The following is a 24,449-nucleotide window of genomic DNA, read 5'->3' on the forward strand; positions in this document are numbered from 1 at the left end:
GATCCGTTCGGAGTGACGCTCAAACTCGCCAGTGCGCGGGGCCGTCGGAGCCGGCCTCGTACTCCTCCAAGGGGGTTTCGGCGGACCGCCAGGCCTCGAGAACCGGCTCGACGATCTCCCAGCAGCGCTCGGCGACGTCGCCGCGGACGGAGAGCAGCGGGTCACCGCGGAGGATGCCGCTGAGGACCTCGCCGTACGGGAGGACCGAAGACGACGGCAGCGTCGCGTCCAGGAAGACCTGGCCCATCGTGTACGGCCCGTCGACGCCGAGCGCCGGGACGGAGAGGGAGAGTTCGCCGGGGTTCAGGCCGATGCGGAGGGTCTCACCGTTGCGGCCGCCGTGGAGGCCCGAGGGCAGGTGACGGAGCGGCTTGAAGTGGACGACGATCTCCTTGCGGGCGACGCCGAGCGCCTTGCCCGAGCGGAGCGTGAACGGCACGCCGGCCCAGCGGTTCGTGTCGACCTCGACGGTCACCTCGGCGAGCGTCTCGGTCTCCCGCTCCGCGTCCACCCCGGCCTCGTCGGCGTACGACGGGACCACCCGATCGTTGGCGATCCCCGCGGTGTAGCGAGCGCGCCGACCCGCCTCGACCCCGGAGTTCCGGAGCAGGTGGGTACTGCGGAGCGCGCGAGCCATCTCGCTGCGTACCTCGACCGCGTCCATCGTGGCCGGCGCGTCCATCACCAGCAGGGCCAGCACCAGCAGCAGGTGGCTCTGGATCATGTCGACCAGCGCGCCCGCGTTGTCGTAGTACTGCGCGCGTCCCTCGAGCCCGAGAGTCTCGTCGTACACGATCTCGACGCTCTGGATGTGCTCGGCGCTCCACACCTGCTCGAACAGCCGGTTCGCGAACCGCAGGCCGATCAGGTTCAGGACCGCGGTCCGGCCGAGGAAGTGGTCGACGCGATGCACCCGGTCCTCGGGGACCAGCGAACCGACCAGCTTGTTCAGCTCCGCGGCCGACGCGGAGTCGGTGCCGAACGGCTTCTCGAACGCCAGCTCGGTCCCGTCCGGCAGCTTGACCTGACGCAATGTCTCGACGATCTTCGTCGACACCGCCGGCGGCAGGGAGAAGTACAGCACCGGAGCCGAACCGGCCAGCTCCAGCAGCCTCCGCAGGTGCGCGGGGTCCGTCGGGTCGCCCGCGACGTACTCCGTCGTAGCCAGCGTCTCGGCCGCGACCGGCCCGAGCTCGCCATGCACCTCGAACGCCGAGCGGACGCGGTCCGTCCACTCCTCGGCCGCAAGGTCCGACCGGCCGGTGCCGATGATCCGCACGCTGGTCGCGCGCGGGCCGGCCAGCAGGCTGCCCAGACCGGGGAGCAGCAACCGAGAGCTCAGGTCGCCGCTGGCCCCGAAGATGACCAGGGTTCGGTGGTCCGTTCCGGCCGGTCGGCCCTCGACCGGCAGCAGGGCCGCTTGCGTAGTGATGTTGCCTCCCAAGTCCATGCGTCCACGGTGGTCCATGTCGGGAACCACCCGGTGAATCTCAACCACACAACCGGGGAACCGCATTCCCGTCTCAGCGTGCGGACGTGCTGTCCAGCTGCGGGTACGGCGCGTCCGGCAGCCCGAGGTTCCGCCAGACGAACCGCGGGATCCGGGCCAGGAAGCCGCGCACGAACGCCGAGCAGTGCGCGATCGCCTGGTGGCTGTGCTCCCCCGGCGAGAACCACACCCAGTCCTCCTGGATCCGGAACGGCGCCGGCGGGTTGGCCATCAGGTACTCGAGCTGCCGCGGGTGCATCACGTCGTACGCGAACTTCTGGTCCTGCGCGCTGACCGCGAACCGCTCGTTGAACGCCGCGCTCTCGAAGCTGATCCCACGCCCGTTCCGAGCCACCTGCAGCCACGGCATCCGGATCGGCAACTGGAACCCGAGGATCTCCTCGCTGTGGCTGTCCTCTACGGTCCGGGTCTGGGTCCGGCCCTCGCTGTCGGTGGTGGTCTCGGTCCGGGTGGTCTTCCAGTGGTGGCGGAACGCGACGAACGGCGGACCGTCACCGTCGCGGCCGCGGACGAGCTCGCTGGTCCGGTGGGCGTGGCCGCTGCTGGTCACCGGGGTGTACTGCAGCACGCTGTCGTCGACGTCGATCCAGTGCCAGTCCGGATGGTGGTAGAAGCTCATCCGCGGCCCGAGCTCCGGCAGGATCCACCGGTCCAGCGGCGCAGCGTCGAACGCAGCCGCGACTCCGGCCAGCTGTTCGAGCCAGGGCGCGAGCAGCTCGGGGTCCTTGCGCGGTGGATCGAGGACGACGAGTTGGTCGCCGTCGATGTTGGCGTTCAGCCCGGGCAGGCCCGCGGTCATCGCGTTCAGCTGCGCGCCGACCTGCGCGGTCAGGGCCTCGGCAGCGAACGCCGGATCGGTCGCGCCGATCTGCCACCCCGGCCCGAGGTGTCCCGGCGCGGGGACGACGGAGGCCTCAACGCCGTACCGCGGTCGCGTCTCCCCAGCGGCCATCCACAGCTCGGGGAGGCGGCGCGACAGCGTCACCATCCCGACCCATCCGGACCACTGCTCGGCCTTGTACTCGATCACCTGGAACGGCCGGCCGGCGCTGGTCCGCCCGGTGATCTGGTCGTCCGGGGAACGCCGGAAGCCCAGCCCGAACGGCGGATTCTCCAGCCGGGCGATCGCATCGAACGACGGGCTGCCCACGAACGTCCAGCCACGGTCCCGCAGCGACCTGATGTACCGCTGCCGCTGGATCAGCGCAACGATCCCCCAGACGACACCGGCCGCGGCCAGCACGATCAGGGCGATCGCCCAGAGCCCAACCCCGTTCACACAGCCTCCTCAGCTCCCGCCCGACGATAGCTGCGGATCAGCTCAGCATTGACGGCAGCGGCTCGGCGTGGACGATGTGCAACCGGCTGACGGCGCGGGTGAGAACGACGTACAGGCGGTGCAGGCCGCGCGGCTCAGCGGCGACGATGCGGGCGGGTTCGGCGACGATGACCGCGTCGAACTCGAGGCCCTTGGCGAGGGTCGCCGGTACACAGACCAGCCGGGTGGTGTCGATCTCGTCCTCGGTCTCGCCGAGCAGGGCCGCCTCGAGACCCGCTGCCGTCAGCGCGTCCCGCAGTACGGCGACCTGGTCGTCGGCGGCGATCACGGCCACCGAGCCCTCGCCGGCGAGCGCGGCCCGGCAGCCCGCGACGACCTCGCCGACGAAGGACGGCTCGTCGGTCGCCACGATGCTCAGCGCGTCGGCGACGGTCCGGACGCCGCTCGGTGTCGACAGCGTCGGCGCGATCACCGGCAGCAGCTTCGCGGCGAAGTTGATGATCTGCGCCGGCACCCGGAAGCCTCGATCCAGCTCGGCCACCAGCCCGTCGGTCTTGTCCAGGTGCCCGAGCACGCGGTCCCAGGAACCGGCCGCCCACGGGGTCGTCGCCTGTGCCAGGTCGCCCAGCACCGTCGCGGAGCCGGTCCGGCAGCGGCGGCCCAGCGCGCGGAGCTGCATCGCGGACAGGTCCTGCGCCTCGTCCAGCACGAGGTGACCCAGCGAACCGGTCCGCCGCTCGATCAGGTCCTCGAGCTCGTCGAGCAGGACGGTGTCCGCGAACGACCACTTCGCCGACTTCCACGACCGCGGCGGCTTGGACCAGAGCAGCGCCGTACGCTCCTCCTCGGTCAGGTCCGCGGCGGCCTCGGCGAGGAAGTCGGCGTTGGAGAAGAGCCGGTGCAGGACCTGCTCGGGGACGACGCGTGGCCAGACAGAGTCGAGCACGTCCTTCACCGGCTTCGACCGGGCGACGGCGTTCTGCACGCGGTCGTCCGGAGACTCGGCCCGCTCCTCCATCCGGACCAGCACGACGTGCGCGATCCGCTGGGCGAGCGCGTTCCGGCCGGGCGCGTACCGGGTCGACTCGCGCAGGTCGGAGACGATGTCGACGACCTCGTAGTCGTGCACGCGGTAGCGCCGGGATCCCTTGCTGTACAGGACTCCCTCGGTCGGCGTACCGACGTACGACCACAACGCGCGACGCAGTACGCCGGCCATCCGCGCGTCGCCCTTGATCCCCGCCGACGTCGCCTCGTCGGCCGCGTCGGTGGGCCGGGTCAGCAGCTCGTCGATGGTGATCTGCCGGACGTCGACCTCGCCGAGCGCCGGCAGCACCTTGCGGATGTAGGACAGGAACGAGCGGTTCGGGCCGACGATCACGACGCCGCCGCGGCCGAGGCGCTCGCGCTCGGTGTAGAGCAGGTAGGCGACGCGGTGCAGGCCGACCGCGGTCTTACCGGTGCCGGGCGCGCCCTGGACGCAGACGCTCGGGTGCAGCGGCGCCCGGACCAGGTCGTCCTGCTCCGGCTGGATCGTGGCCACGATGTCGCGCATCGGGCCGGTGCGCGGGCGCTCGATCTCGGCCCGCAGGAACGCGTCAGCCTGGTCCACCTCGACCACGCCGGTGAGCGGCTCGTCCTCGAAACCGGTCAGCTCGGCCGCGTCCGAGAACCCGTAGCGGCGGCGCATCAGGACGCGCTGCCGGTCGCTCGCCGTCGCTCGGTAGAACGGCACGGAGACCGGCGCGCGCCAGTCGATGACGAGCGGTACGCCGGTCCCGTCGTGGACGTGCCGGCGGCCGATGTAGATCTGGTCGAGTCCGTCGATCCCCTCGATGGTGCCGTGCTCGTAGTCGAGCCGGCCGAAGAACAGCGGTACGTCGGGCAGGTCCAGGAGCGCGTGCGTGCGCATCTCCTTGGCCCGCTGGTTGGCCTCGTTGGTGAACCGTTCGTCGTTGTCCTCGCCGCCGATCACCTGGACGTCGCGGTCGACGACCTCGGCGTACATCCGGCGGAGCGCGGCGCGGGCGGTGGTCAGGAAGGCGCGTTCGGCCTCGAGTTCTGCTGCGGCCATGCGTAAGAGCCTCGAATCGTGAGCACTGGGTCCCGCCCCGGAGCAGATCCATCCGGTTCGATTCGATCCCGAAAAGACAGACCGGCGACGCTACCAGCAGCCCCAACCGCTCACAACCGAATTACGGGCGCATCCAGACCGGCACGTTCTCCGGGTCCCGGGTGAATGTCGAGAGGTCCTCGGTGTAGATGCGTTCGTCCACGGGCATCGACCAGTCCGGCACGCTGTCGTAGTCGAAGTCGGTGGCGAAGTGCCCGTCCGCGGTGATCGTGATCCGCGCGGTCAGCCAGGTGCCCTTGCCCGGCTGGTACATCTCGCGCCGCAGCTCCTCGAAGTCGTCCTCGAGCCCCTCCGGCAGCGGGTCGAGGTACCGACCGTCCACGGTGGCGTCGAGCTCGGCGTACGACGAGGCCGAGCGGTACACCCCGCGGACCTCCCGCCAGCCGGCCGGCAGCTCGGCCACCAACGCGCGCGCGATCCGGTCGATCGTGCCGATCTCACTCATTCGTATCCTCGGGACGGCTGCGGACTGGTCTCCCTGAAGATACGTCGCGGGGAGGGCTTCCCGTCGGACCGCGACACGACGGTGCGTTTCGACGGCCTTCGGGTGCGCAGGTTCGGGTGCGTGACGTCGATCGCCGCGTGCACCTGGATGCCGGCGGCCCGCAGCGCCTGCCAGCTCTCCTCCATCCGGCGCCAGTTCGAGCTGTCCTTCACCGCGCGGTTCTGGGTCCGCGACTGCGCGGTCAGGTTGACCGATTCCCCCGGTCCGTCGAACTTCGTCGCGAACAGGTGCCCGCCGTCGTCACTCGCCTGCCGGTCCGGCTCCCCGGCCTCCAGCTGCGCCTCGAGGTTCCGCCGTTCGACGTTCTCCTCGGCGGACAGCCAGCCCAGCCACCCCTCCGCGTGCTCGACCCGGCCGACGGGGTCAGTGACGTACACGTACCGCTCGTCGACCACGTAGACGGCCGACGGTTGCGGGTCCATCAGCCGCGGGTTCCAGACGTCTGCCCGCCCCGAGGTCTCCTTGTGGACCGGCATCCCGGCGTACCGCGCCGGCACCTGCGGGACGTCGTCCGGCCCGTAACCGACCGCGCGGACGTCGGCCGGATGAGCAGGTTGCTCGATCCGGACCGACGCCCGCGACGGATCAGTCATTTCCAGATGCTAGCCGTCTCAGCCGTCGTTCTCGCTGGACGGGATGACCGCACCCGGTACGTCGTTCGGGGCCACGATCTTGGACTCGCCCGGGTAGGGGGTCGCCCAGTTGTGTGCCTCGTACCAGTCGTAGTGGTTCATCTGGGCCGGGTTCGCGAAGTCGGCCTTGGCGTTCGGGCCGGTGGTCCGCTGCTGGTCCTTCCACGTCGACCAGGTCGTGGCCATCGCGGTCATGTTCGCCGGAACGGACGCCGTGGGTGCCGGCGCGACGTTCGGGTTCTGCGCCGCCGGAACGTCCGCGCCACAGGTCGGCAGCGGGTTCACGCCACCGGTCAGCGAGGTCCGGTTCGGCAGCGCGGTGAACGGTGCGAAGTTCGGCTTGTCGGTGAACGCGCCGAACATCGGGGTGGCCGCGGTGTCCTTCTGGTTCATCGGGTGGATCCCGAGGATCTGCTCGATGGTCCGCATCATCGTGATCTGGGTGTAGTAGTGGCTGTCCGTGACGCCGTGCTGCGCGTACGGGCTGATGATCTGGATCGGCGCCCGGTGCCCGTCGATGTGGTCGAGCCCGGCCTGCGAGTCGTCCTCGACGATGAAGATCGCCGAGTCCTTCCAGTACTTGCTGTGCGTGATCGCGTCCACGGTCCGGCCGACGGCCAGGTCGTTGTCGGCCACCTGCGCCGGGCCGTTCGCGGTCCCGCCGGTGTGGTCGTTGGAGTACCAGAACATGTTCAGGTTCGCCGGACCGTTCTTCTTGAAGTCCTTCTCCCAGACCTGTTCCTTGTAGATGTCCGGCACCGTGGTGTCGAACTGCGGGAAGCCCTGGACCGCGACGTTGTTCAGCGACGGGATCGCCGAGCCGACCTGGATCGGGTACTTCGTGTCCGCACCGGTCTGCATCTGCTTGGTGTCGCAGTACAGGTTCTGCCAGCTCGCACCGGTCGGCTTCTTCTCGATCGACAGGAACTCGCCGTAGTCCTTGACGGTCTTGCCGGCCGCCTGGGCACCGGTCCAGATGAACCCGCTGGCCTGGTGGCCGAGGGCATCGTTCTCGGTGTCGTAGCTGCGCAGGTACTCGCCGGCCGAGGACTCGGTGTACTCCGGGTTGTCGGCCTGCATCAGCCAGTTGTGACCCTCGGCGGAGTTCGTGCCGACGTCGTAGGTGTTGTCGTACAGCCCGAACTGCTTGGCCAGCGCGTGCTGGTTCGGCGTCACGTTCTCGCCGTACTGCGTCAGCGCCGGGTTGCCGTTGCCGGTCGGGATGTCGCCGTACACCTGGTCGTAGGTGCGGTTCTCCTTGACCAGCAGGAAGACGTGCTTGATCGTCGACGGGTCACCGAGCTTGGCCGGCACCGCGACCGGGGCGCGGTGCCCCTTGTCGGTGGCCAGCTGCGCCGAGTGCTTGGTCCAGCCGTTCTGCGCGAAGACCGTCGCGGTGTACTTCGAGATCGCGTGGTCGTCGGGCAGCTGGAACTTGGTCAGGCTGGACGTCGTGTCGTGCGTACCGTGGCCGGCGGCCGTGGTGTCGCGACGGGCGTCGACACCGCGGGTGTTCGAGACCACGATGTCCTTGCCGACCTGAGCGAGCTCGGCCGGGAAGTAGTCGGTCGGCAGCAGACCCACGTAGCTGACCGGCTCCAGCGCGTTCCGGAACTTGTACACCGCGACCGCGTTGGCGCGGCCGAGCGACACCAGCAGGTGGCCGTCGTCGGTCAGCGTGATGCCGTCCGGCTCGTAGCCGACCTTGGCCTCGGCCCACGGCTGGGTGGTGATGGTCTGGGCGACCTTGTCCCACTTGGTGTTGATCACCGAGACCGTGTTGCTGGAGGTGTTCGCGACGAACACGGTGCCGTTCTTCGCGTACACCGCGGTCGGGTGCAGCCCGACCGGGATGCTGCCGACGGCGGCGCCCGGGTTCGAGGTGTCGATCACGCTGACCGTACCGGTCGTGGTGATCGAGTTCTGGTTCGCGACGACCGGCGTGCCGTACGAGTCGAGCGTCGTGTCCCCGGCCTGCGCGGTCCGGCCGCCCTCGTTGCTCACGTACAGCTTGTTGCCGACCATCACGAGGTCGCGCGGCGCGTTGCCGGTCGCCCAGCTCCGCGCGATCGCGCCGGTGGCGGTGTCGATCGCGACGACCCGGTTCTGGCCGTTCACCGCGGCGTACGCCGTCTTGGAGTCCGCCGAGAAGACGACCTCGCTGGCGAGCGCGTGCTTGGCACCGTCGGCGGCGATCGTGACGAAGGTCGGGTTCGCGAGCGAGCCGTCCGCGTTCACGTCGAACCGGCGGTAGCCGTCGGTCTGACCCAGCCACAGCTGCTTGCCGTCCGGCGAGTACGTCGGGCCTTCCTGGCCGATGTCGTTGCCGGGGATCTTCAGGTCCGCGGCGGCGTTGTTGCCGACGTACTGCTGGACCTTCCAGTTCTTCAGGTCGACGATCGCGAGGGCCATCCCGCCGTCCGTCACGCCGGCGGCCAGGTGGCTGCCGTCCGGGCTCGTGGTGGACGACATGATCTTGCCCTTCTGGAGGACGAGACGGTCGCCGATCGGCTTGATGTACTGGTCGGACGAAACGACCTGACCCTTGTCCGTGACCTGGCCGACCTGGTCGTGACCGAATCCGGTCGTCGAGGCGACCGCGGTCCCGGCCAGGGCCACCGCGACGGCAGTAGTACCGGCTGTCACCAGTGGTACTCTGCGTCGCAGGGGGCTGGACGGACCCTTTTCGTCACGCCTGCGGCGGCGTGTTACCTGCATGGGATTGATCCCTTCGGGTTGGCCTTACTTGGCAGGTAGCAGTTCGATGTTGCCGTCGAACTGCCACAGTGGGTTCGGTTCGTCCCCGGACGGGGTCCGGACCAGGAAGAAGCCGTTCACTTCTTTCGGTCCGTCCCCGTCGGCTACGTACCGACCGAGCGGGTTGATGTCGATCTGGTAGATGGCCGATCCGGCCGCCTCGACACCAGGGAGATGCCACGTCACCACGCAGCGCCAGTCGTTGCCGGGCCCCTTGGCGGCGACCTGGTCGCCGCCCTTGGTGCACTCGGCCGAGCTCTGCAGCTGTGCTTCGGTGACCGCGGCGCGGTTCAGCTGCTTCGTCTGCAGCCGGTAGAGATGGGCGAACGACGTCGCCACCGACCGCTGCACCTTGTCCTGGTCGATCCCCGAACCGACGCCGGCGATCGGCGCCAGCACAGCGGTCGAGACCAGGAGCAGTACGACGAGGGGCAGCAAGCCGGCCGTGACCGCGCGGCGGCCGGAGCCGTCGTGCACCGGGTTGGTGAAATCACGGCGTACGAAGAGGAAGTAGGCGAGGCCGGTGGCGAGGATCGCCCAGACCAGGCTGACCGCTGTACCGATCAACAACGGACCGCGTTGTGTTGGAGCGGTGAAGAGGCCGTTCCAGCTGATGAACGCGTAACCGGGGAGCGCGTAGCGGAAGGCCACCGGGATCGGGAGCTGCTGGACGATCTGCATCGCCAGCGCCACGACCGCCGGCAACAGCAGACCCATCGGCGAGCGGCCGAGCGCGACCGAGCCGAGGAGGCCGATCGCGGCGAGCGCGAGGGTCGGGGCGAGCGCGCAGAGCCAGGCCAGCATGACCCGGCCGGCCGCGTCGCCCGGTGAGAGCACGTGCCCGTCCAGACCGATCAGCTCGCGGCTGCCGACGACAAGGATGCCGCTGAGCGTGCTGGACACGACCAGGCCGATCACCAGCACGAGGATGACGGTCAGGCTGGAGAGCGCCTTCGAGAGAAAGATCCGGCGGGGCGAGCGGACGGCGACCAGGAGGTGCCGCCAGGTGCCGAGGCGGTCCTCGGAGGCGAAGACGTCACCGGCGACCAGCGAAGTCAGCAGCGGCAGCGCCCACGATCCGGAGAAGCCGAGCAGGACCAGCGGTCCGGCCCAGCCGGTCGCGTGCATCCATCGGCCGAAGAGCGTGTCGACCGGGAGCGAGGCCTGCTGGCTGACCACCGCGATGAAGACAGCCGGCGCGAGCCAGCACGCGACGACGAGGACTCGGACTCGCCACTGGCTGAGCAGCTTGATGAGCTCGAACCGGTAGCCGCGGGCCACGGAAACACTGCGGGCCGGCGCGTTGGCGACCGGCTCGGTCAGGGTCGCGGTCATCCGTTGGACTCCTGCTGTTCGGTGAGGGCGAGGAAGGCTGCTTCGAGTGGTGACACGACCGGGGCGAGCTCGCGGACGGCGATGTCTTCTTGGACCAGCCGCTTCACGAATTCGTCCATCCCGGCGACCTGGCCGGAGACGATCAACAGGTGACCGGCGTTCTCGTCGTCTGGCTGTCCCTCTGCTGCTCCGCCGAGCTCGTCCACGACGCGGATGCCGCGGATCTCGCGGGCGAGGCGGCGAGCGGTCATCGGGTCCGAGGTGAGGACGCGGTAGTCGAGCTCGCGGTTCTCGGAGGCGAGCTTGCTGAGCGGGCCGGAGAAGGCGACCCGGCCGGTGGCGAGGATGGTGACCTCGGAGCACAGCGCCTCGACATCGTCCATCCGGTGGCTGGAGAGCATCACCGCCGTACCGTTCGCGGCCAGGCGCTTGAGTACGCCGTACACGTGCTTCTTGCCGGACGGGTCGAGGCCGTTGGAGGGCTCGTCGAGGACGAGCAGGCGGGGCTTGGTGAGGAGTGCCGCGGCGAGACCGAGGCGCTGGCGCATGCCGAGCGAGAAGCCGCGGACCCGGTCGTCGGCGACGTCGGTCAGGCCGACCTCGTCGATCGCCTCGTCGATCCCGAGGGTGTCGCCGCGGAGCGTGGCCAGGGCAGCCAGGTTCTGCCGGGCGGTCATCGACGGGTAGAGGCCGGGGCCGTCGACGAAGCCGGCGACTCCTTCGGGGACCGCGAGTGCGCGGCCGACCGGCGTACCGAGGATCTCGAGGGTGCCCTTGTCGGCGACGGCGAGGCCGAGCAGCAGACCGAGCAGCGTGGTCTTGCCGGCCCCGTTCGGTCCGACCAGGCCGTGGATCTGACCTGGTGCCACGTCGAGGTCGACGCCATCCAGGGCAACGACCTCGGCGAAGTACTTGCTGATGCCGCGGGCACGGACTGCGGGCGGTGCATCCATGGTGAATAGATTAGAAAGCAATGTACGGACACGTGAAGACCGAAGGTTAACTATTGGCCAACTGAAGGCGGATCCTTGAATCCGGCCACTCAGCCGGCTCTCAGGTCCGCTGGTCCGGTGCGACGTACCGGAAGGTGGGGCCGGCGGTGGTGCCGTCACCGTCGGTGAGCTGGAACAGCGCGACGGCCGTCGCCCTGAGCCCGAACATGGCGCGCACCGCGTCCCGCAGTTGCTGCGGGTCACCGGTGAAGGCTTGCTCGAGCAGGTACAGCAAGGTGCAGTAGGCGGTGTCGAACGCTTCCTGAGCATGCCGGATCTCGGGGTCACCGGAGCGGACCGGGTTCGGCCGCATCGGGAAGACGCCGGTGTAGTCCACCACGACCGGCTCACCGGTCGGGCCGGATTCCGGGGTGTCGCCACGCTGGAACCGGCGGCCGAGCTCGAGTTCGCGGAACCGGTAGTAGTGGGCGACCTCGTCGCGGTCCGGGTGGAAGATGTCGTGGTCGCCGTCCCAGACGACGCCACGGGCGGTACCTTCGCCCTGCTCGACGATCTCCTCCAGCGCGTGCAGAGCGGTGGCGAGATCGGTGACCGGCGCGACCAGGCCGGCGCTGTGGCGGAACGGACCGAAGGTCACCTGCCGGGCCGGGTCACCGCTGAACACCTTCTCCTCGCCCAGCTGCTCGGTCAGCGTTGTGAGCCCGTCCTCGATCGCGTCGTAGAACTGCGCGATCGTGTCGTACCCCTCTCCTTCCGGGACGGCACCCGGCGGCTCCGGCTTCTCGAGCTCGAGGAACATCTGCAGGGCTTCCGGACCGAACGGCAGCAACGACAACTCCGGATTCCCGTGCGGCAGCCGCAGCGGGTATCCAGGCAGCAGGTCGGGCGAGTCCAGCCGAGGCTCCCCCCCAACCGCATTCAACAGATTCGCCGCCAGCGAGAGGTGGATCATCTCCTCGACGAACACACTGCTCACCAACTCCACCGCATCCGGATTCTTCGCCGGGTCCAGCGAGTAGAGCGCCACCAGATACGGCGGCAACGTCGCATGCTCCAACTCAACCGCCCACTGCAGATGCTGCCGAAGACTTCCCAGGGTGTCGATACGTCGCGTCATACCTGGTGAGACAGCACAACGCGATCGCTTGTGACCGTCACAGCACCCGGCCGTGACCGGTCTTCCTCTGTAGACCAACGGAAAGGTGAGACCGATGACCGACACGACCGCACGATCCACCGCGTGGCAGACCGCGCTGACGATGCTGCAGGAGGTCGAGCCGCCATCCATCCCGCAGGGTGCGCACGTGATGACGGTGGTGATCGAGTATCCGCCTGGCGACCCGGGCGCTCCCCCGCACCGGCACTCCGGACCCGCCTTCGGGTATGTCGTCTCCGGCGAGATGGTGTTCGAGCTCGAAGGCGAACCGCCGCGGTTACTCAAGGCCGGAGAGGCGTTCTGGGAGCCGGGCGGTGACGTCATCCACTACCAGGACGGAAACAACCGGTCGGACGTCCCGGTGCGATTCACGGTGACCATGCTGTGTGCGCCGGACCAGGAGATGTTCGTGCTGGTGCCCGCGGACGAGCTCGAGCAGCGGAAGGACCGGCGAGCCAAGGGCTAGCGGTAGGCGCGGGCCTGGAGTTCGAAGAGTTCGGCGTAGCGGCCGCCGGCGGTGAGGAGGTCGGTGTGGGTGCCGAACTCTTCGACGCGGCCCTTGTGCATGACGACGATGAGATCCGCCATCCGGACGGTGGAGAAGCGGTGGGAGACGAGGACGGTGATACCGCCGGTCTCGGAGGCGGCGATCTTCGCGGCCTCGGCGTACTGCTCGTAGAGGCGGTGCTCGGCCTCAGGGTCGAGCGCGGCGGTCGGCTCGTCGAGGAGGAGCAGGAGTGGACGCTCGCGCATGAACGCCCGGGCGAGCGCCAGCCGCTGCCACTGGCCGCCGGAGAGCTCGACGCCGCCGGTGAACTTCTTGCCCAGCTGGGTGTCCAGCCCGTGCGGCAGTCCGGCAACGACCGACTCCGCGTCACCGCGGGCGACGGCGAGTCGTACGGCGTCCTCGTCGGCGGCTCGCCGTACGTCGCCGATCCCGACCACCTCGCGCGCGGTGAACTCGAACTTCACGAAGTCCTGGAAGCCTGCCGATAGTTGGGACCGCCAACTGTCGGGGCCGATCGTGGCGAGATCGGTCCCGTCGACCAGGATCCGCCCGGTGGTCGGGTCGTACATCCGCGCGAGCAGCTTCACCAGCGTGGTCTTGCCGGCCCCGTTCTCCCCCACCAGCGCAACCGCCGACCCGGCCGGCACGGTCAGGTTGATCCCGCTCAGCACCGCGGACTCCGAACCGGGGTAGGCGAATCCGACGTCCCGCAGCTCGATCCCGGACGTCAGCCGCGCCGGCGCGGGGGTCTTGCTGTCCTGCCACGCGTTCTGCTTCGCGTACTCGCGCAGCCAGTCGTACCGGCTGAAGCTCCGCACGATCTCGCCCACCCAGTACACGTTCTGCGCGATACCCCCGGTCATCTGATCCACCTGCGGAGCGAGCAGCAGCACGAGCACGACGTCCCCGGCCGTCTGCTCGCCGTGCCGGGCCCGCGCGACGACCCACACCACCGCCAGGGCGTAGACGACACCGAACACCAACCGCACCGAACCGTCCACCTTGCCGCTCCACCGCGCCGCCGCGACCCGCCGGTCGAACCGCTGGGTCTGCAGCGCGAAGATCCGCTCCAGCAGCACCTTGCTCAGCCCGAACACGCGCAGCTCCAGCCCGGTGCGCGGGTCCTTCGCGACCTCGATCAGCCGGTCGACCAGCCGGTCCTGCGGCAGCGACTCCTCCCACGCTTTCTGCTGCCGGTTGCTGCTCAGGTACGCCGACCAGATCCGCGCTGTCCCCAGCAGCGGAAGGATCAGGAGCACGGGATGCACCGAGCCGAGCAGCGTCAGCACGGTCACGGTGTTGGTCACGGTCGCGAACGCCCAGAGCAGGACCTCGGCCCCGACGCCCATCCGCCAGGCCCGCTCGCGCACCAGCTCCAACCGGTCCGCAACGTCCGGCCGCTCGTGGTGGGACAACCCCGGGATGCCGGTCGTCACGTCGAGCAGGTCGGCGTGCACCCGGCCGGCCATCTTCTCCTGCGCGGTGTCCTGCAGCCATCCGCTGGCCGTATCCGCGATGAACGAGACCGCCAGCCCGCCCACGATGATCGCAATCCCCAGCCAGATCGTCCGCGACCGATCGCTCGCGATCCCGTCGACGAGCCGGCTGATGCCGTACGTCGCGGTCGGCGCGGTCACCGCCCGCGCGGCGACGAGCACGGCCGAGAGCGACATCAGCACCGGCGCCGCGCGGAACGACGTGGCGAACCACAGCCAGAGAATCCGGAAACTACGCATCGACAGCCTCCGGCCCGGTCACGTACCGCTCCGCCTGCAGCCTGAACATCCCTGCATAAAGACCGTTTGCGGCGAGCAACTCCTCGTGGGTGCCGTCCTCGGCGATCCGGCCGTCGGCCAGTACGCAGATCCGGTTCGCGTTGCGCACGACGGAGAAACGGTGCGAGATGATCAGCGACGCGACTCCCGAGGTGAGCTCGAGATACCGCTCGACCAGCTCCGCCTCGGCCCGTACGTCGAGGGCCGCGGCCGGCTCGTCCAGCACCAGCACACCGGCGCCGGCGTGGACGGCGAACAGCGCCCGCGCCAGCGCGACCCGCTGCCACTCGCCGCCGGACAGGTCGACTCCGCCGGCGAACGACTTGTCCAGCACGGTGTCCCAGCCCTTGGGCAACCGCCGGACGACGTCGTCGATCCCCGACTCGCGCGCGACCCGGGCCAGCGTGGCTGCGTCGTCGGCGCGCTCGACCGCACCGAACACGACGTTGTCGGTCACCGACAGCGGGAACCGCAGGAAGTCCTGGACAATCGCGGCCACCCGGCGCTGCCACGCCCCGAGGTCGAGGTCCGCGAGATCCACACCGTCGACAGTGATCCGGCCCGAGGTCGGCTGGTACGCGCCGCCGAGCAGTTTCACCAGCGTGGACTTGCCCGCACCGTTCACGCCCACCAGCGCGAGTGCCTCGTGCGCGTGGATCGTGAGGTCGAGGTCACGCAGTACGTCGACGTCGGACCCCGGGTAGCGGAAGGTGACCTTCTCGAAGCGGATCTCGCGGGCGGGCATCGTCTCGACCCGGTGCGCACTGCTGGTCCCCAGCTCCGGGTGCCGCTCGGCAATGATCTCCGGCAGCTGCTGCATCGCCCGCAGTGCCGACAGCCCGCGGCGCACCTGGACGACCCCGAACCCGTTGCTGGACTGGCCGATCGCGAGGACCGCGGGCACGGTGGTCGCGACCTCGGTCAGCGCCACGTCACCGCGCAGCGCGGCGCGGCCGACGAGCAGGATCGCGAAACCGTTGACGAGCAGGTGCGCGGCGCCGGTGGCGGCCAGGCCCTTAGTGTTGCGCCGGCGGCGGGCCCAGACCGTCCGGAAGCCCGCGGTCCAGTCGTCGACGTACCGCTTGACCAGCCAGTCGTGCAGGCCGAAGACGCGGAGCTCCTTCGGCGCGTCGCGCATGCCGAGGTCGAAGAGGTACCCGGCTCGGCGCTGCTCCTCGGTGTTCCCCCACCAGACGTCGATCTCGCTCGCGATCAGGCGTCCGAAGTACCACTCCATCAACGCCGTCGAGCCGACCAGGAGCGCGGCGACCCACCAGGAGAACATCACGCCGACGAGCACCGCCGAACCGACCACGGTGACCCGGCTGGCGAGCAGCCACGGCAGGTGGGCGAGCCCCTGGGAGAGGTGGAAGCCGCCCTTGCCCTTGGCCCGGTCCTGCACGTCGAGCACCTCGGAGTCCTCGAGGTGGTGGATCCGGCGCGGGTCCAGCAACGGCGCGGTGATACCGGTCCCGATGGCCCGGCCGGCCCCCGCGTCCATGATCAGCGTCGCCACCTGGAACACCGCCGGCCGCATGCTGTCCAGGACGAACACCACCAGCAGCGCGCCCAGCAGCCAGCCGAAGGCGCCGACCGACATCGCCCCCGGGCGTCCGTCGACCACACCTGGCACCGCCCCCACGACCCGACCGGTCAGCAGCGTCACCGCGATTCCCAGCAACGATCCGAGAACCGCGAGTCCCATGGTCAGCAGGGTGCTCCCAGGTGCAACACGTACCCCATAACGAAGCAGAGTCAGCACCCGACCGACCGTAACCGCAGGCACCGACAGAATGCACCCGCTTTTCCGGACGGGTCCGGAAAAGCGTGGTCAGAGGATGCCGCGGGCCGCGAACGCCTGTTGGACGACGGCGGCTTGGCTTGCGCCGTACAGCGTTCGCGCGGTGGCCACGGTTTGGCGGGCCGCTGCTGCGAAGCTCGTGTCCGGGGCGAATCCGAACTGCGCGTCGATGATGATCCGGTCGGCCACCGCCGGTCCGAGTGCGGTCCGGACCTGGAACAGCGCCTGCGACCAGATCTCGCCGTCGGCATGCACCTCGCCGACCACGTCGGCCGGGTAGTGCTTGCCGCGGTCCAGCCGGCGCAGGCAGTGCGGCGACGTCGTGGTGTACGACGTGGAGTCCCAGTCCATCACGCAGGCCAGCGGCGCCTTGACCGGTACGCCGTACTGCTTCGCCACCCAGTCGCCGACCGTGACCGCGAAGTAGTCGCCGAACGCCTCGCCGATCGACCCGGCCTCCAGCGTGGACCCGAAGCCCGGGACCTGCGCGTCGTGTACGGCGTGACCGGTCTCGTGCACGATCACCTCGCCGTCCTCGGCGTCGTCCACGCCGCCCTTGCCAAGGGTGATCGTGTCGTGGTCGTCGCGGGAGAACGAGTTGTCCTGCCCGTACTGGTCGACCTTGTAGTCCTGGCTCTCCGCGTTCACCGGCGGCAGGTCGCGGCCGAAGCCGAGGGACTGCAGGTACTTCTGCGCCTGCGTTCCCCAGAAGTACGCCATCACCTGCTCGAACTGGTCGTCGTGGCGGTTGTAGAAGTAGGTGCCGTCGGTCGTGTACGCCGGAGTACCGGTCGAGCTGCGCACGTTCGCCCAGGTGCCCTTCAGGTAACCCGAGCCGTCGAGGTCGGTCAGCGTCACCTCGTAGTAGTCGCCCCGCGGGACAGCCGTCGCCGAGTCCTTCTGGTCGGTGAGCGATTCGTCACCACTCGACTGCACCGGGTTCGGGATGAAGACCAGGGCCTTGGCCGTGCTGGCACCCGTCGGTGGCTTCGCGGTTGCAGCGGGTGCGGTCACGCCGGCCACCAGGGCCAGCGCGGTGGCCGAGGTCAAGGCAACGATTCTGGTCTTCACCGGCATGGCTGACTCCGGGTCACTCGCAGGGGCAACAGTTCCCACACGCTAGATCGTTGCCCTCGCCTACGGAAGATTTCGTCAGCCGACAATGGGTTCGGCGTGCGCTTCGGCGTACCCGGCGGCGGCCAGGCGGTCGAGGGTGCGCTCCAGGACCGCGGTGTCCTCGAGCGTGCGGACCTCGGTGATCTTGCCCCAGCGGATGCGCAGGAACTGGTGCACGACGTTCTGGTACGTCGATCCGTCCACGACGCCGACGCGGACCGTGACCGCGGTCGCGACCTGGGTGTTCCACGGCCAGCCGCTGACGAGTACGTCGTTCACCTCGAACCGGCTGTCCGGCAGCAACCGGAAGACCCGCTCCCACCACCGGCGCAGCGCGTCGTGGGTACGGCGTTCACCGCCCAGCGCGTGGTCTCCGTAGAAGCGGTAGGTGAACTGCGGTGCCATCTCGGCCACCATCGCCTCCCAGTTGCCGGCAGTGATCTGTGCGAAGACGTTGCGCACCTTGCGCTCGACGATCCGGTGGTACATGACCCAGCTCCTCTCGACGGTGGTCCCACCGTAGTGAGGCTGAGTTCAATGACGCAACTGACTAGAGTGGTGGCATGCGGAACACCAGCTTCGCCTCGATGCACTGTTCGCTCGCCCAGTCGCTGGAGCTGATCGGCGACTGGTGGACGCCGCTCGTGCTGCGTGACCTCTACCTCGGGCTGGACCGCTTCGACCAGTTCGTCGGCGACCTCGGGATCAGCCGCAACCTCCTGACCGACCGGCTCGCGACGCTGATGGACGGCGGCCTTGTACGGCGGACGCCGTACCAGGAGAACCCGGTCCGGTACAGCTACGCGCTGACCGAGGCCGGGCAGGAGCTGGTGCCGATCCTGATGGCGCTGACGGCCTGGGGCGATCGCTGGGCCACTCCCCCGGCGGGTCAGCCGATCCGCTTCACCCATAGCACCTGCGGCAAGGTCACCACGCCGGCAGTGTGCTGCTCGGAGTGCCACGAGCCGCTGCGAACCGAGGACGTGATCGCGTCACCCGGTCCTGGCGGTCGGACCGCGCCCGGGACCGCCCTAATCGCTTCCGTGCTGGGGCATCCGAAGCCGTAGCAGATCCGCCATCGGGATCGACTCGCCGTCCCGGCCACCCTGACCGACGATCAGCGGCGGGTCGGACGGCAGCACCTTCACGCCGGACAGCCGCGCCTTCAGGCTGGCCGGTACGCCGAGGATGTAGAAGTTCGCGTCGACGTCCACGGCGAGCGACTTGTTGTTGCGCAGGTACCAGCCGGTGAGGTGGGTGCGGTAGCTGGCGGATGAGCCGACCACCTGCGCACGCAGCGGCTCCGGCTCGACACCTGCCTCCCGCATGTCCCGGACGAAGGCGAGCAGCAGTTCGCGAGCCTTGGCGCTCTCGAAGGCCTTCTTGCGCTCGAGCGCGGCCGCCTGCTCGGCGGCCGCCGCTCGCCGCTCTTCCTTCCAGCTGCTCACCCAGCGAGCTTAGGCGACTCAGTCCACGCAGAGGCAGAACGGGTGCCCGGCCGGGTCGAGGAACACGCGGAACGTCGTACCCGGTTGGTGCTCGGCCTTGGTCGCGCCGATCTCGAGCACCTCCTTCTCCCCTTCGTCCAGGTCCCGGACCATGACATCGAGGTGCATCTGCTGGGGCACGTCCTGCCCCGGCCAGACCGGCGCGGTGTAGTCCTTGACCTGCTGGAAGCAGATGCAGTTGCTCCCGTCCTCCGGCCGGACCTCACCCCACCCGTCGTCCACCTTCACCTGCCATCCGAGCAGCGCACCGTAGAAGTTCGCCAACGCCCCGGGATCCGGACAATCCATGACAAAACTCGGATACATCGCAATAGCCATACCGGCACGCTACTAGCAGTTCCGGACACTTTGCGTCCGGAAATCACACCCGGCCGGTGAGGTATTGCCAGGCTCGGTCCAGGCCGGAGGAGAGGCAGCCGGCGACTACGCTGTCGGCGCCCAGTTCGGTGACCTTGACCTCGGGCATGACCGGGGACATGCGGCGGAGTTGACGGGTGACGGCGGCGCCGAAGCCGGGGGCCTGGCCGATGCCGCCGCCGAGGACGATGAGTTCGGGGTCCACGACGGTGATCACCGTGCAGATGGCTTTGGCCACGAGCAGTGCTTCCTCGGTGACCACCTCGACAGCCAACGGATCGCCGGCGGCTGCGAGGGCGAAGACCTTGGCGGCGGTGGACGCGCCGCGCAACCCCCGGCGGCGAGCGGCGCGGACTACGGCGGCGGCCGAGGCCGAAGCGTCGAAGCCGCCGCGGCGACGGGCGTCGCGCGGATCGCTGCCGCTGCCTTCGGTGAAGGGGAGGTACCCGATCTCGCCCGCGACACCGTGCGACCCGTGCCGCAGCTTCCCGTCGAGCACGAGCCCCATACCGATACCGGTACCAACGTGGACGAAGGCGAAGCTGTCCACATCGCGACCGTGTCCGTGCACCCGCTCGGCCAGCGCCGCGGCGTCGACATCGTTCTCGATCAGCAGGGCCGGACCCAACCGATCGCGCAACGCGGCCAGCGTTGCCGGCGAGTCCCACCCCGACAGCCGCCCGGTCAGCGTCAGCGCGTCGAGCCCCGGATCGTAGACACCTGGGCTGCCCAGCACGGTCTGCGTCAACTGCCCGGCCTCGACCCCCGCCTCCGCGCCGAGGCTCGCGCCCAGATCCGTCAGCTCCTGGATGCGCGCCATCGCGTCGGCCGCCCTGGTCCGGATACTCATCCGGCTCCGCACGTTCCCGGCGAGATCCGAGATTGCCCCGCGCAGGAATTCCCGCCCGACATCCAGCCCGAGCACGAACCCCGCCTCCGGCCGTACGTCGTACAACACCGCCGCCGGACCCGGTACGCCGGTCCGCTGGCCGATCGCGTGCACGAGACCGGCCCGCTCCAGCGACGCCAGCGCGGCCGACACCGTCGGCTTCGAAAGACCCGACAGCCCGGCCAACTCGGTCCGTGACACCGGACCAGACCGCCTGATGTGGTCGAGCAGCACCTGTTCGTTGATCTCCCGAATCAGCTGTGGACGTGCCGCGGAACCACCACCGGCAACAACCGTCACGATTCGACCCCCTCGCTCGCCAAGTCCGGCGCAACCCGCGACACCCTGCCAACCACAACCTGCCGGCGAGCCAGGTCACAACCCTGGTAACAACTCGGCCGACAAGTCGGAGTTAACCCTTGTGGTGCGGTTGGTAGTTAAGTTAGTTTCCTATCGATTCTATTGCTCGGCACGTGGAGGTGCCAGCCCGTGATTTCCAAGCCGGTCGTGGCCGGACTCGACTTCGGTGGGACGAAGATCGCCGCTGCCGTCGGCGACCTCACCGGACGCCGGCTCGGCACCACGACCATCGACAGCCGCGTCGAGTCCGGCGGGGCTACCGAGGCGATGCGTCGCGGCCTGACCGCGGCGCGTGAACTCCTCGCCGAGGTGGCACCCGACCGCGAGCTCGCCGGTGTCGGTGCGGCCACGCTCGGCATCCCGTACGACGACCGCGTCGAACTCGCGCCGACGTACCCGGGCTGGGGCGAGCTCCCGTTCGGGCGGCTGATCCGCGAAGGCTTCCCCGGCGTACCGGTGCGGCTGGCAACGGACGTGAAGGCCGCCGCGGAAGCCGAGCTGCGCTGGGGCGCGCTCGTCGGCTGCGACCCGGGGCTGTACGTCAACCTCGGCACCGGGCTGGCTGTCGCAATAGTTGCCGGAGGCACCGTCATCACCGGCGCGCACGGTGCCTCCGGTGAGATCGGGTACAACCTCCGGGTGGCCGCGGACGTCGGCGTCGACGCCGCGGAGCGGACGATCCTGGAACACGTCGTCAGCGGTCAGGCGCTCGAGACCACCGGCAGCGCCCGGCTCGGCCGCCCGGTCACGGCCGCTGACGTCTTCACGATGGCGCGCACGCAACCGGACGCCGCCGTCCTCACCGACGAGTTCACCCAGGAGCTGGCGATGCACGTCGCCAACCTGGCCATCGCCCTCGACCCGGTCCGGATCGTCGTCGGTGGTGGGCTGGTCGGTTCCTGGGACCGGATCGAAGGCAGTCTGCGTCGCGCCCTCGACGTGGCCGTCCCCTTCCCACCAGAGCTGATGGTGGCCCGCTTTCCTTCGGACGCACCGCTGATCGGGGCGCTCGCCCTTGGCGTCGAGGCGGCGGGAGTCGTCCTCGGTGCAGAAGCATTCGCATAACCGCGGAAGTACACGCAGTACCGGAACTCCAGTAGCGAAAGGCAGAAGACGATGAGGGGCATCAAACGGATCGCCGGCGCCGCAGTGGTGGTCGGCGTACTGGCCGCCGCCGGGTGCGGCGGCGGCGACAAGCCGATCGGGGGCGCGGCGTCGTCGAGCAACCCGTCGTCCTCCACGAGCAGCAGCGGCGGTGCGGCCGGGCAGTACAAGAAGGGCGGCACGGTCACGATCGCGAACGTGGGCGGGCAGACCTGGCCGTGCCAGTTCAACCCGTTCAACCCGTCGGTCTACCAGGAGTCGCTCGGCTTCGTCTACGAGCCGCTGGTGTTCGTGAACGTGCTGAAGAGCGGCGCCAACACACCGATGCTGGCCAGCGACTTCACCTGGTCGCCGAAGAAGGACTCGATCGTCTTCACCATCCGCGACGGGGTGAAGTGGAGCGACGGGCAGCCGTTCACCGCCGACGATGTGGTCTACACCTTCAACCTGATGAAGCAGCAACCGGCCACCGACCTGTACGCGCTGTGGACCGGCGCCGGCCTGACCAGCGTCACCGCGGCCGGCAACAAGGTCACGCTGAAGTTCAAGGCCGCGGCCGAGCCGTACTTCTTCAACTTCGCCAACCAGGTCGGCATCGTGCCGAAGCACATCTGGTCGACCGGTGAGGCGGCCTCGAAGCCGGCCACCTTCGCGGACCCGAAGCCGGTCGGCACCGGGCCGTTCACGGTCGAGTCCTGCACCAGCAACAACATCTCGTACGCCGCCAACCCCGCCTACTGGCAGCCCGGCAAGCCGTACGTCGCCAAGGTGCAGTACCCGGCGTACCTGGACAACAACCCGGCGAACCTCGACCTGGCCAGCGGCAAGGCGCAGTGGGGTGGTCAGTACATCCCGAACATCGACAACTTCTACAAGAAGAAGTCGCCGGAGAACAACTACTGGTTCCCGCCGACCGCGAACGTCGCGCTGGTCCCGAACAACGACCCGTCGCGCCCGGCGACCAGCAAGCTGGCGGTCCGCCAGGCGCTCGCCTACGCGCTCGACCGGGAGCAGATCTCCAAGATCGGTGAGAGCGGCTACCAGCCGGCCGCGAACCAGACCGGCGTCGTGTCGCCGACCTTCGACAAGTACTTCGACAAGGACGCGCTGACCGCGGCCGGGTACGACAAGCCGAACCTGGACAAGGCCAAGCAGCTCCTGCAGTCCGCGGGCTACACGGACTCCAACCCGCTGAAGCTGAACGTCATCACGGTCACCGGGTACACCGACTGGGACGCGTCGCTGGCGGTCATCAAGCAGCAGCTGGCCAAGGTTGGCGTCCAGCTGACCATCCAGGACCTGCAGCAGCAGTCCTACAACCAGAAGCTGTTCGGCGGCGACTACGACCTCGCCTACTCCAGCCTCTCCGGCGGCCCGTCGCCGTACTACGAGCTGCGGCAGCTGCTGTACTCGAAGAACACCGCGCCGATCGGCAAGCAGGCCAGCAGTAACTACTCGCGCTACAGCAAGCCCGAGGTGGACAAGCTGTTCGACGAGTACGCCGCCGCGGACCCGGACACCCAGGTCAAGCTGATCAAGCAGATCTCGGGCTACATGATCAAGGACGTCCCGCTGATCCCGACCACCGAGTCCGTGGACTGGTACCAGTACAACACCAAGGACATCGACGGCTGGCCGACGCAGGAGAACCCGTACGCGCAGCCGGCGCCGTACAACATCCCCGACGTCGGGCAGGTGCTGACGAACCTGTACTCGAAGTCCGCGCAGAAGTAAGGAACGCATCGTGAGGAGAGTGGGCAGGAGGTTGTCGTGCGGTACCTGATCCGTCGTCTCGGGTTCTTCCTGCTCACTCTCTGGGCGGCGATGACGCTGAACTTCTTCATCCCCCGGCTGATGCCGGGGAGTCCGGAGGAGGCGCTCCGCGAGCGGCTCAGCAAGGGCGGCGCCGTGGTGACGCCCGAGCAGCTCCGGACGGTGCTGGCGGAGTTCGGCTTCGACCCGGACAAGAACCTGCTGGCGCAGTACCTGGAGTACCTGCGGTCGATGGTGACCGGGCACTGGGGCGTGTCGATCGGCAGCAGCCTCGGTGTCCCGGTGACGCAGCTGATCGGTGACGCCCTGCCGTGGACGCTCGGCCTGGTCGGCATCGCGACCGTGTTGGCGTTCGCGCTCGGCACGCTGATCGGTACGGTGGCCGGCTGGCGCCGCGGCGGGCTGATCGACGGCATCGTGCCGCCGGTGTTCATCGTCACCTCGGCGCTGCCGTACTTCTGGGTGGCGCTGCTGCTGATCTCGCTGTTCGCGATCGGCGACCACCCGGTGCTGCCGAACGACTTCAACTACGACCAGGGGCTGACACCGGCGTTCAGCGGCGAGTTCATCGGCAGCGTGCTGAAGCACGGCATCCTGCCGGCCTCGACGATCCTGGTCACCGCGGTCGGCGGGTGGATCCTGACCATGCGGAACAACATGATCACCACGCTGGCCGAGGACTACGTCCGGATGGCCCGGGCCAAGGGCATCCCGAACTCGAAGATCATGTTCGGGTACGCCGGCCGGAACGCGTTCCTGCCGAACCTGTCCGGGTTCGCGATGTCGCTCGGCTTCGTGATCTCCGGCACGATCCTGGTCGAGTACGTCTTCAACTACCCCGGCCTGGGTTACATGTTCTACAACGCCACGGTGAGCACCGACTACCCGTTGCTGCAGGCCCTCTTCCTGCTGGTCACGCTGGCCGTGCTGATCTGCGTCCTGATCTGCGACTTCGCGGTGTTCCTGCTGGACCCCCGCGCCCGGACGAAGGGGTGAT

General features: G+C 69.0%; 21 protein-coding genes. 5 read left to right on the forward strand and 16 right to left on the reverse strand.

Going from position 1 to position 24,449, the window contains the following annotated elements:
* Nucleotides 1–19: 19 nt before the first annotated feature.
* The 9 genes from AB0E69_RS08610 to AB0E69_RS08650 form a co-directional block, all read right to left on the reverse strand.
* On the reverse strand, nt 20–1,450 hold the full coding sequence (locus tag AB0E69_RS08610; RefSeq protein ID WP_360141749.1) for a glucose-6-phosphate dehydrogenase: 1,431 nt from the start codon (nt 1,448–1,450) through the stop codon (nt 20–22).
* A 73-nt stretch (nt 1,451–1,523) separates the two neighbouring features.
* Nucleotides 1,524–2,789, reverse strand: a complete 1,266-nt coding sequence (locus tag AB0E69_RS08615; protein ID WP_360141751.1) for a hypothetical protein — start codon at nt 2,787–2,789, stop codon at nt 1,524–1,526.
* A 37-nt stretch (nt 2,790–2,826) separates the two neighbouring features.
* The gene (locus tag AB0E69_RS08620; RefSeq protein ID WP_360141753.1) at nt 2,827–4,863 is read right to left on the reverse strand and encodes an AAA family ATPase; all 2,037 of its coding nucleotides are present in this window, start codon (nt 4,861–4,863) and stop codon (nt 2,827–2,829) included.
* Between the two features lie 121 nt (nt 4,864–4,984).
* A complete protein-coding gene (locus AB0E69_RS08625) occupies nt 4,985–5,368 on the reverse strand; it encodes an immunity protein YezG family protein (protein WP_360141755.1) in 384 nt (127 codons plus the stop codon).
* Nucleotides 5,365–6,021, reverse strand: coding sequence for a DNA/RNA non-specific endonuclease (locus AB0E69_RS08630; RefSeq protein WP_360141757.1), 657 nt, complete (start codon nt 6,019–6,021; stop codon nt 5,365–5,367). Before AB0E69_RS08630 ends, AB0E69_RS08625 begins: the two co-directional genes overlap by 4 nt.
* A gap of 18 nt (nt 6,022–6,039) precedes the next feature.
* Complete coding sequence (locus tag AB0E69_RS08635; protein ID WP_360141759.1) at nt 6,040–8,706, reverse strand: alkaline phosphatase family protein; 2,667 nt, start codon at nt 8,704–8,706, stop codon at nt 6,040–6,042.
* A gap of 96 nt (nt 8,707–8,802) precedes the next feature.
* A complete protein-coding gene (locus AB0E69_RS08640; protein WP_360141761.1) occupies nt 8,803–10,152 on the reverse strand; it encodes an ABC transporter permease in 1,350 nt (449 codons plus the stop codon).
* Nucleotides 10,149–11,105: an ABC transporter ATP-binding protein gene (locus AB0E69_RS08645; RefSeq protein WP_360141763.1), complete on the reverse strand. Its 957-nt coding sequence runs from the start codon at nt 11,103–11,105 to the stop codon at nt 10,149–10,151. The genes AB0E69_RS08640 and AB0E69_RS08645 overlap by 4 nt, the downstream gene beginning before the upstream one ends.
* Before the next feature lie 100 nt (nt 11,106–11,205).
* Complete coding sequence (locus AB0E69_RS08650) at nt 11,206–12,222, reverse strand: ferritin-like protein (RefSeq protein ID WP_360141765.1); 1,017 nt, start codon at nt 12,220–12,222, stop codon at nt 11,206–11,208.
* Between the two features lie 94 nt (nt 12,223–12,316).
* Between AB0E69_RS08650 and AB0E69_RS08655 the strand changes: the two genes are divergently transcribed.
* Nucleotides 12,317–12,727 (forward strand): cupin domain-containing protein, encoded by a 411-nt coding sequence (locus tag AB0E69_RS08655; RefSeq protein ID WP_360141767.1) that lies wholly within the window; start codon nt 12,317–12,319, stop codon nt 12,725–12,727.
* Here the strand turns inward: AB0E69_RS08655 and AB0E69_RS08660 are convergent.
* The 4 genes from AB0E69_RS08660 to AB0E69_RS08675 form a co-directional block, all read right to left on the reverse strand.
* The gene (locus AB0E69_RS08660; protein WP_360141769.1) at nt 12,724–14,505 is read right to left on the reverse strand and encodes an ABC transporter ATP-binding protein; all 1,782 of its coding nucleotides are present in this window, start codon (nt 14,503–14,505) and stop codon (nt 12,724–12,726) included. The genes AB0E69_RS08655 and AB0E69_RS08660 overlap by 4 nt on opposite strands.
* Nucleotides 14,498–16,249 (reverse strand): ABC transporter ATP-binding protein, encoded by a 1,752-nt coding sequence (locus tag AB0E69_RS08665; protein WP_360141771.1) that lies wholly within the window; start codon nt 16,247–16,249, stop codon nt 14,498–14,500. The genes AB0E69_RS08660 and AB0E69_RS08665 overlap by 8 nt, the downstream gene beginning before the upstream one ends.
* 126 nt (nt 16,250–16,375) lie before the next feature.
* Entirely contained in the window at nt 16,376–17,422 is a 1,047-nt protein-coding gene (locus AB0E69_RS08670; protein ID WP_360141773.1) for a M4 family metallopeptidase, read from the reverse strand.
* Nucleotides 17,423–17,497: 75 nt separating this feature from the next.
* Nucleotides 17,498–17,950, reverse strand: coding sequence for a nuclear transport factor 2 family protein (locus tag AB0E69_RS08675; RefSeq protein ID WP_360141775.1), 453 nt, complete (start codon nt 17,948–17,950; stop codon nt 17,498–17,500).
* Between the two features lie 74 nt (nt 17,951–18,024).
* Between AB0E69_RS08675 and AB0E69_RS08680 the strand changes: the two genes are divergently transcribed.
* A complete protein-coding gene (locus AB0E69_RS08680) occupies nt 18,025–18,528 on the forward strand; it encodes a helix-turn-helix domain-containing protein (protein ID WP_360141777.1) in 504 nt (167 codons plus the stop codon).
* Here AB0E69_RS08680 and AB0E69_RS08685 read toward each other — a convergent pair.
* From AB0E69_RS08685 to AB0E69_RS08695, 3 genes are read right to left on the reverse strand one after another with little or no spacing between them, the layout of a single operon-like run.
* Nucleotides 18,493–18,909 carry a hypothetical protein gene (locus AB0E69_RS08685; protein ID WP_360141779.1) on the reverse strand — a complete coding sequence of 139 codons (417 nt, stop codon included), beginning with the start codon at nt 18,907–18,909 and terminating at the stop codon, nt 18,493–18,495. The two genes, AB0E69_RS08680 and AB0E69_RS08685, sit on opposite strands and share 36 nt — an antisense overlap.
* 18 nt (nt 18,910–18,927) lie before the next feature.
* Complete coding sequence (locus AB0E69_RS08690) at nt 18,928–19,287, reverse strand: VOC family protein (RefSeq protein ID WP_360141781.1); 360 nt, start codon at nt 19,285–19,287, stop codon at nt 18,928–18,930.
* A 43-nt stretch (nt 19,288–19,330) separates the two neighbouring features.
* Nucleotides 19,331–20,515 carry an ROK family transcriptional regulator gene (locus AB0E69_RS08695; RefSeq protein ID WP_360141783.1) on the reverse strand — a complete coding sequence of 395 codons (1,185 nt, stop codon included), beginning with the start codon at nt 20,513–20,515 and terminating at the stop codon, nt 19,331–19,333.
* 189 nt (nt 20,516–20,704) lie between these two features.
* Between AB0E69_RS08695 and AB0E69_RS08700 the strand changes: the two genes are divergently transcribed.
* From AB0E69_RS08700 to AB0E69_RS08710, 3 genes are read left to right on the forward strand one after another with little or no spacing between them, the layout of a single operon-like run.
* Entirely contained in the window at nt 20,705–21,640 is a 936-nt protein-coding gene (locus AB0E69_RS08700; RefSeq protein ID WP_360141785.1) for an ROK family protein, read from the forward strand.
* A 51-nt stretch (nt 21,641–21,691) separates the two neighbouring features.
* Nucleotides 21,692–23,413, forward strand: a complete 1,722-nt coding sequence (locus AB0E69_RS08705; protein WP_360141787.1) for an ABC transporter substrate-binding protein — start codon at nt 21,692–21,694, stop codon at nt 23,411–23,413.
* A gap of 36 nt (nt 23,414–23,449) precedes the next feature.
* Nucleotides 23,450–24,448, forward strand: a complete 999-nt coding sequence (locus tag AB0E69_RS08710; protein WP_360141788.1) for an ABC transporter permease — start codon at nt 23,450–23,452, stop codon at nt 24,446–24,448.
* Nucleotide 24,449: the final 1 nt, after the last annotated feature.

It is taken from the genome of Kribbella sp. NPDC026611 (assembly GCF_040638345.1).
Taxonomy (GTDB): domain Bacteria; phylum Actinomycetota; class Actinomycetes; order Propionibacteriales; family Kribbellaceae; genus Kribbella.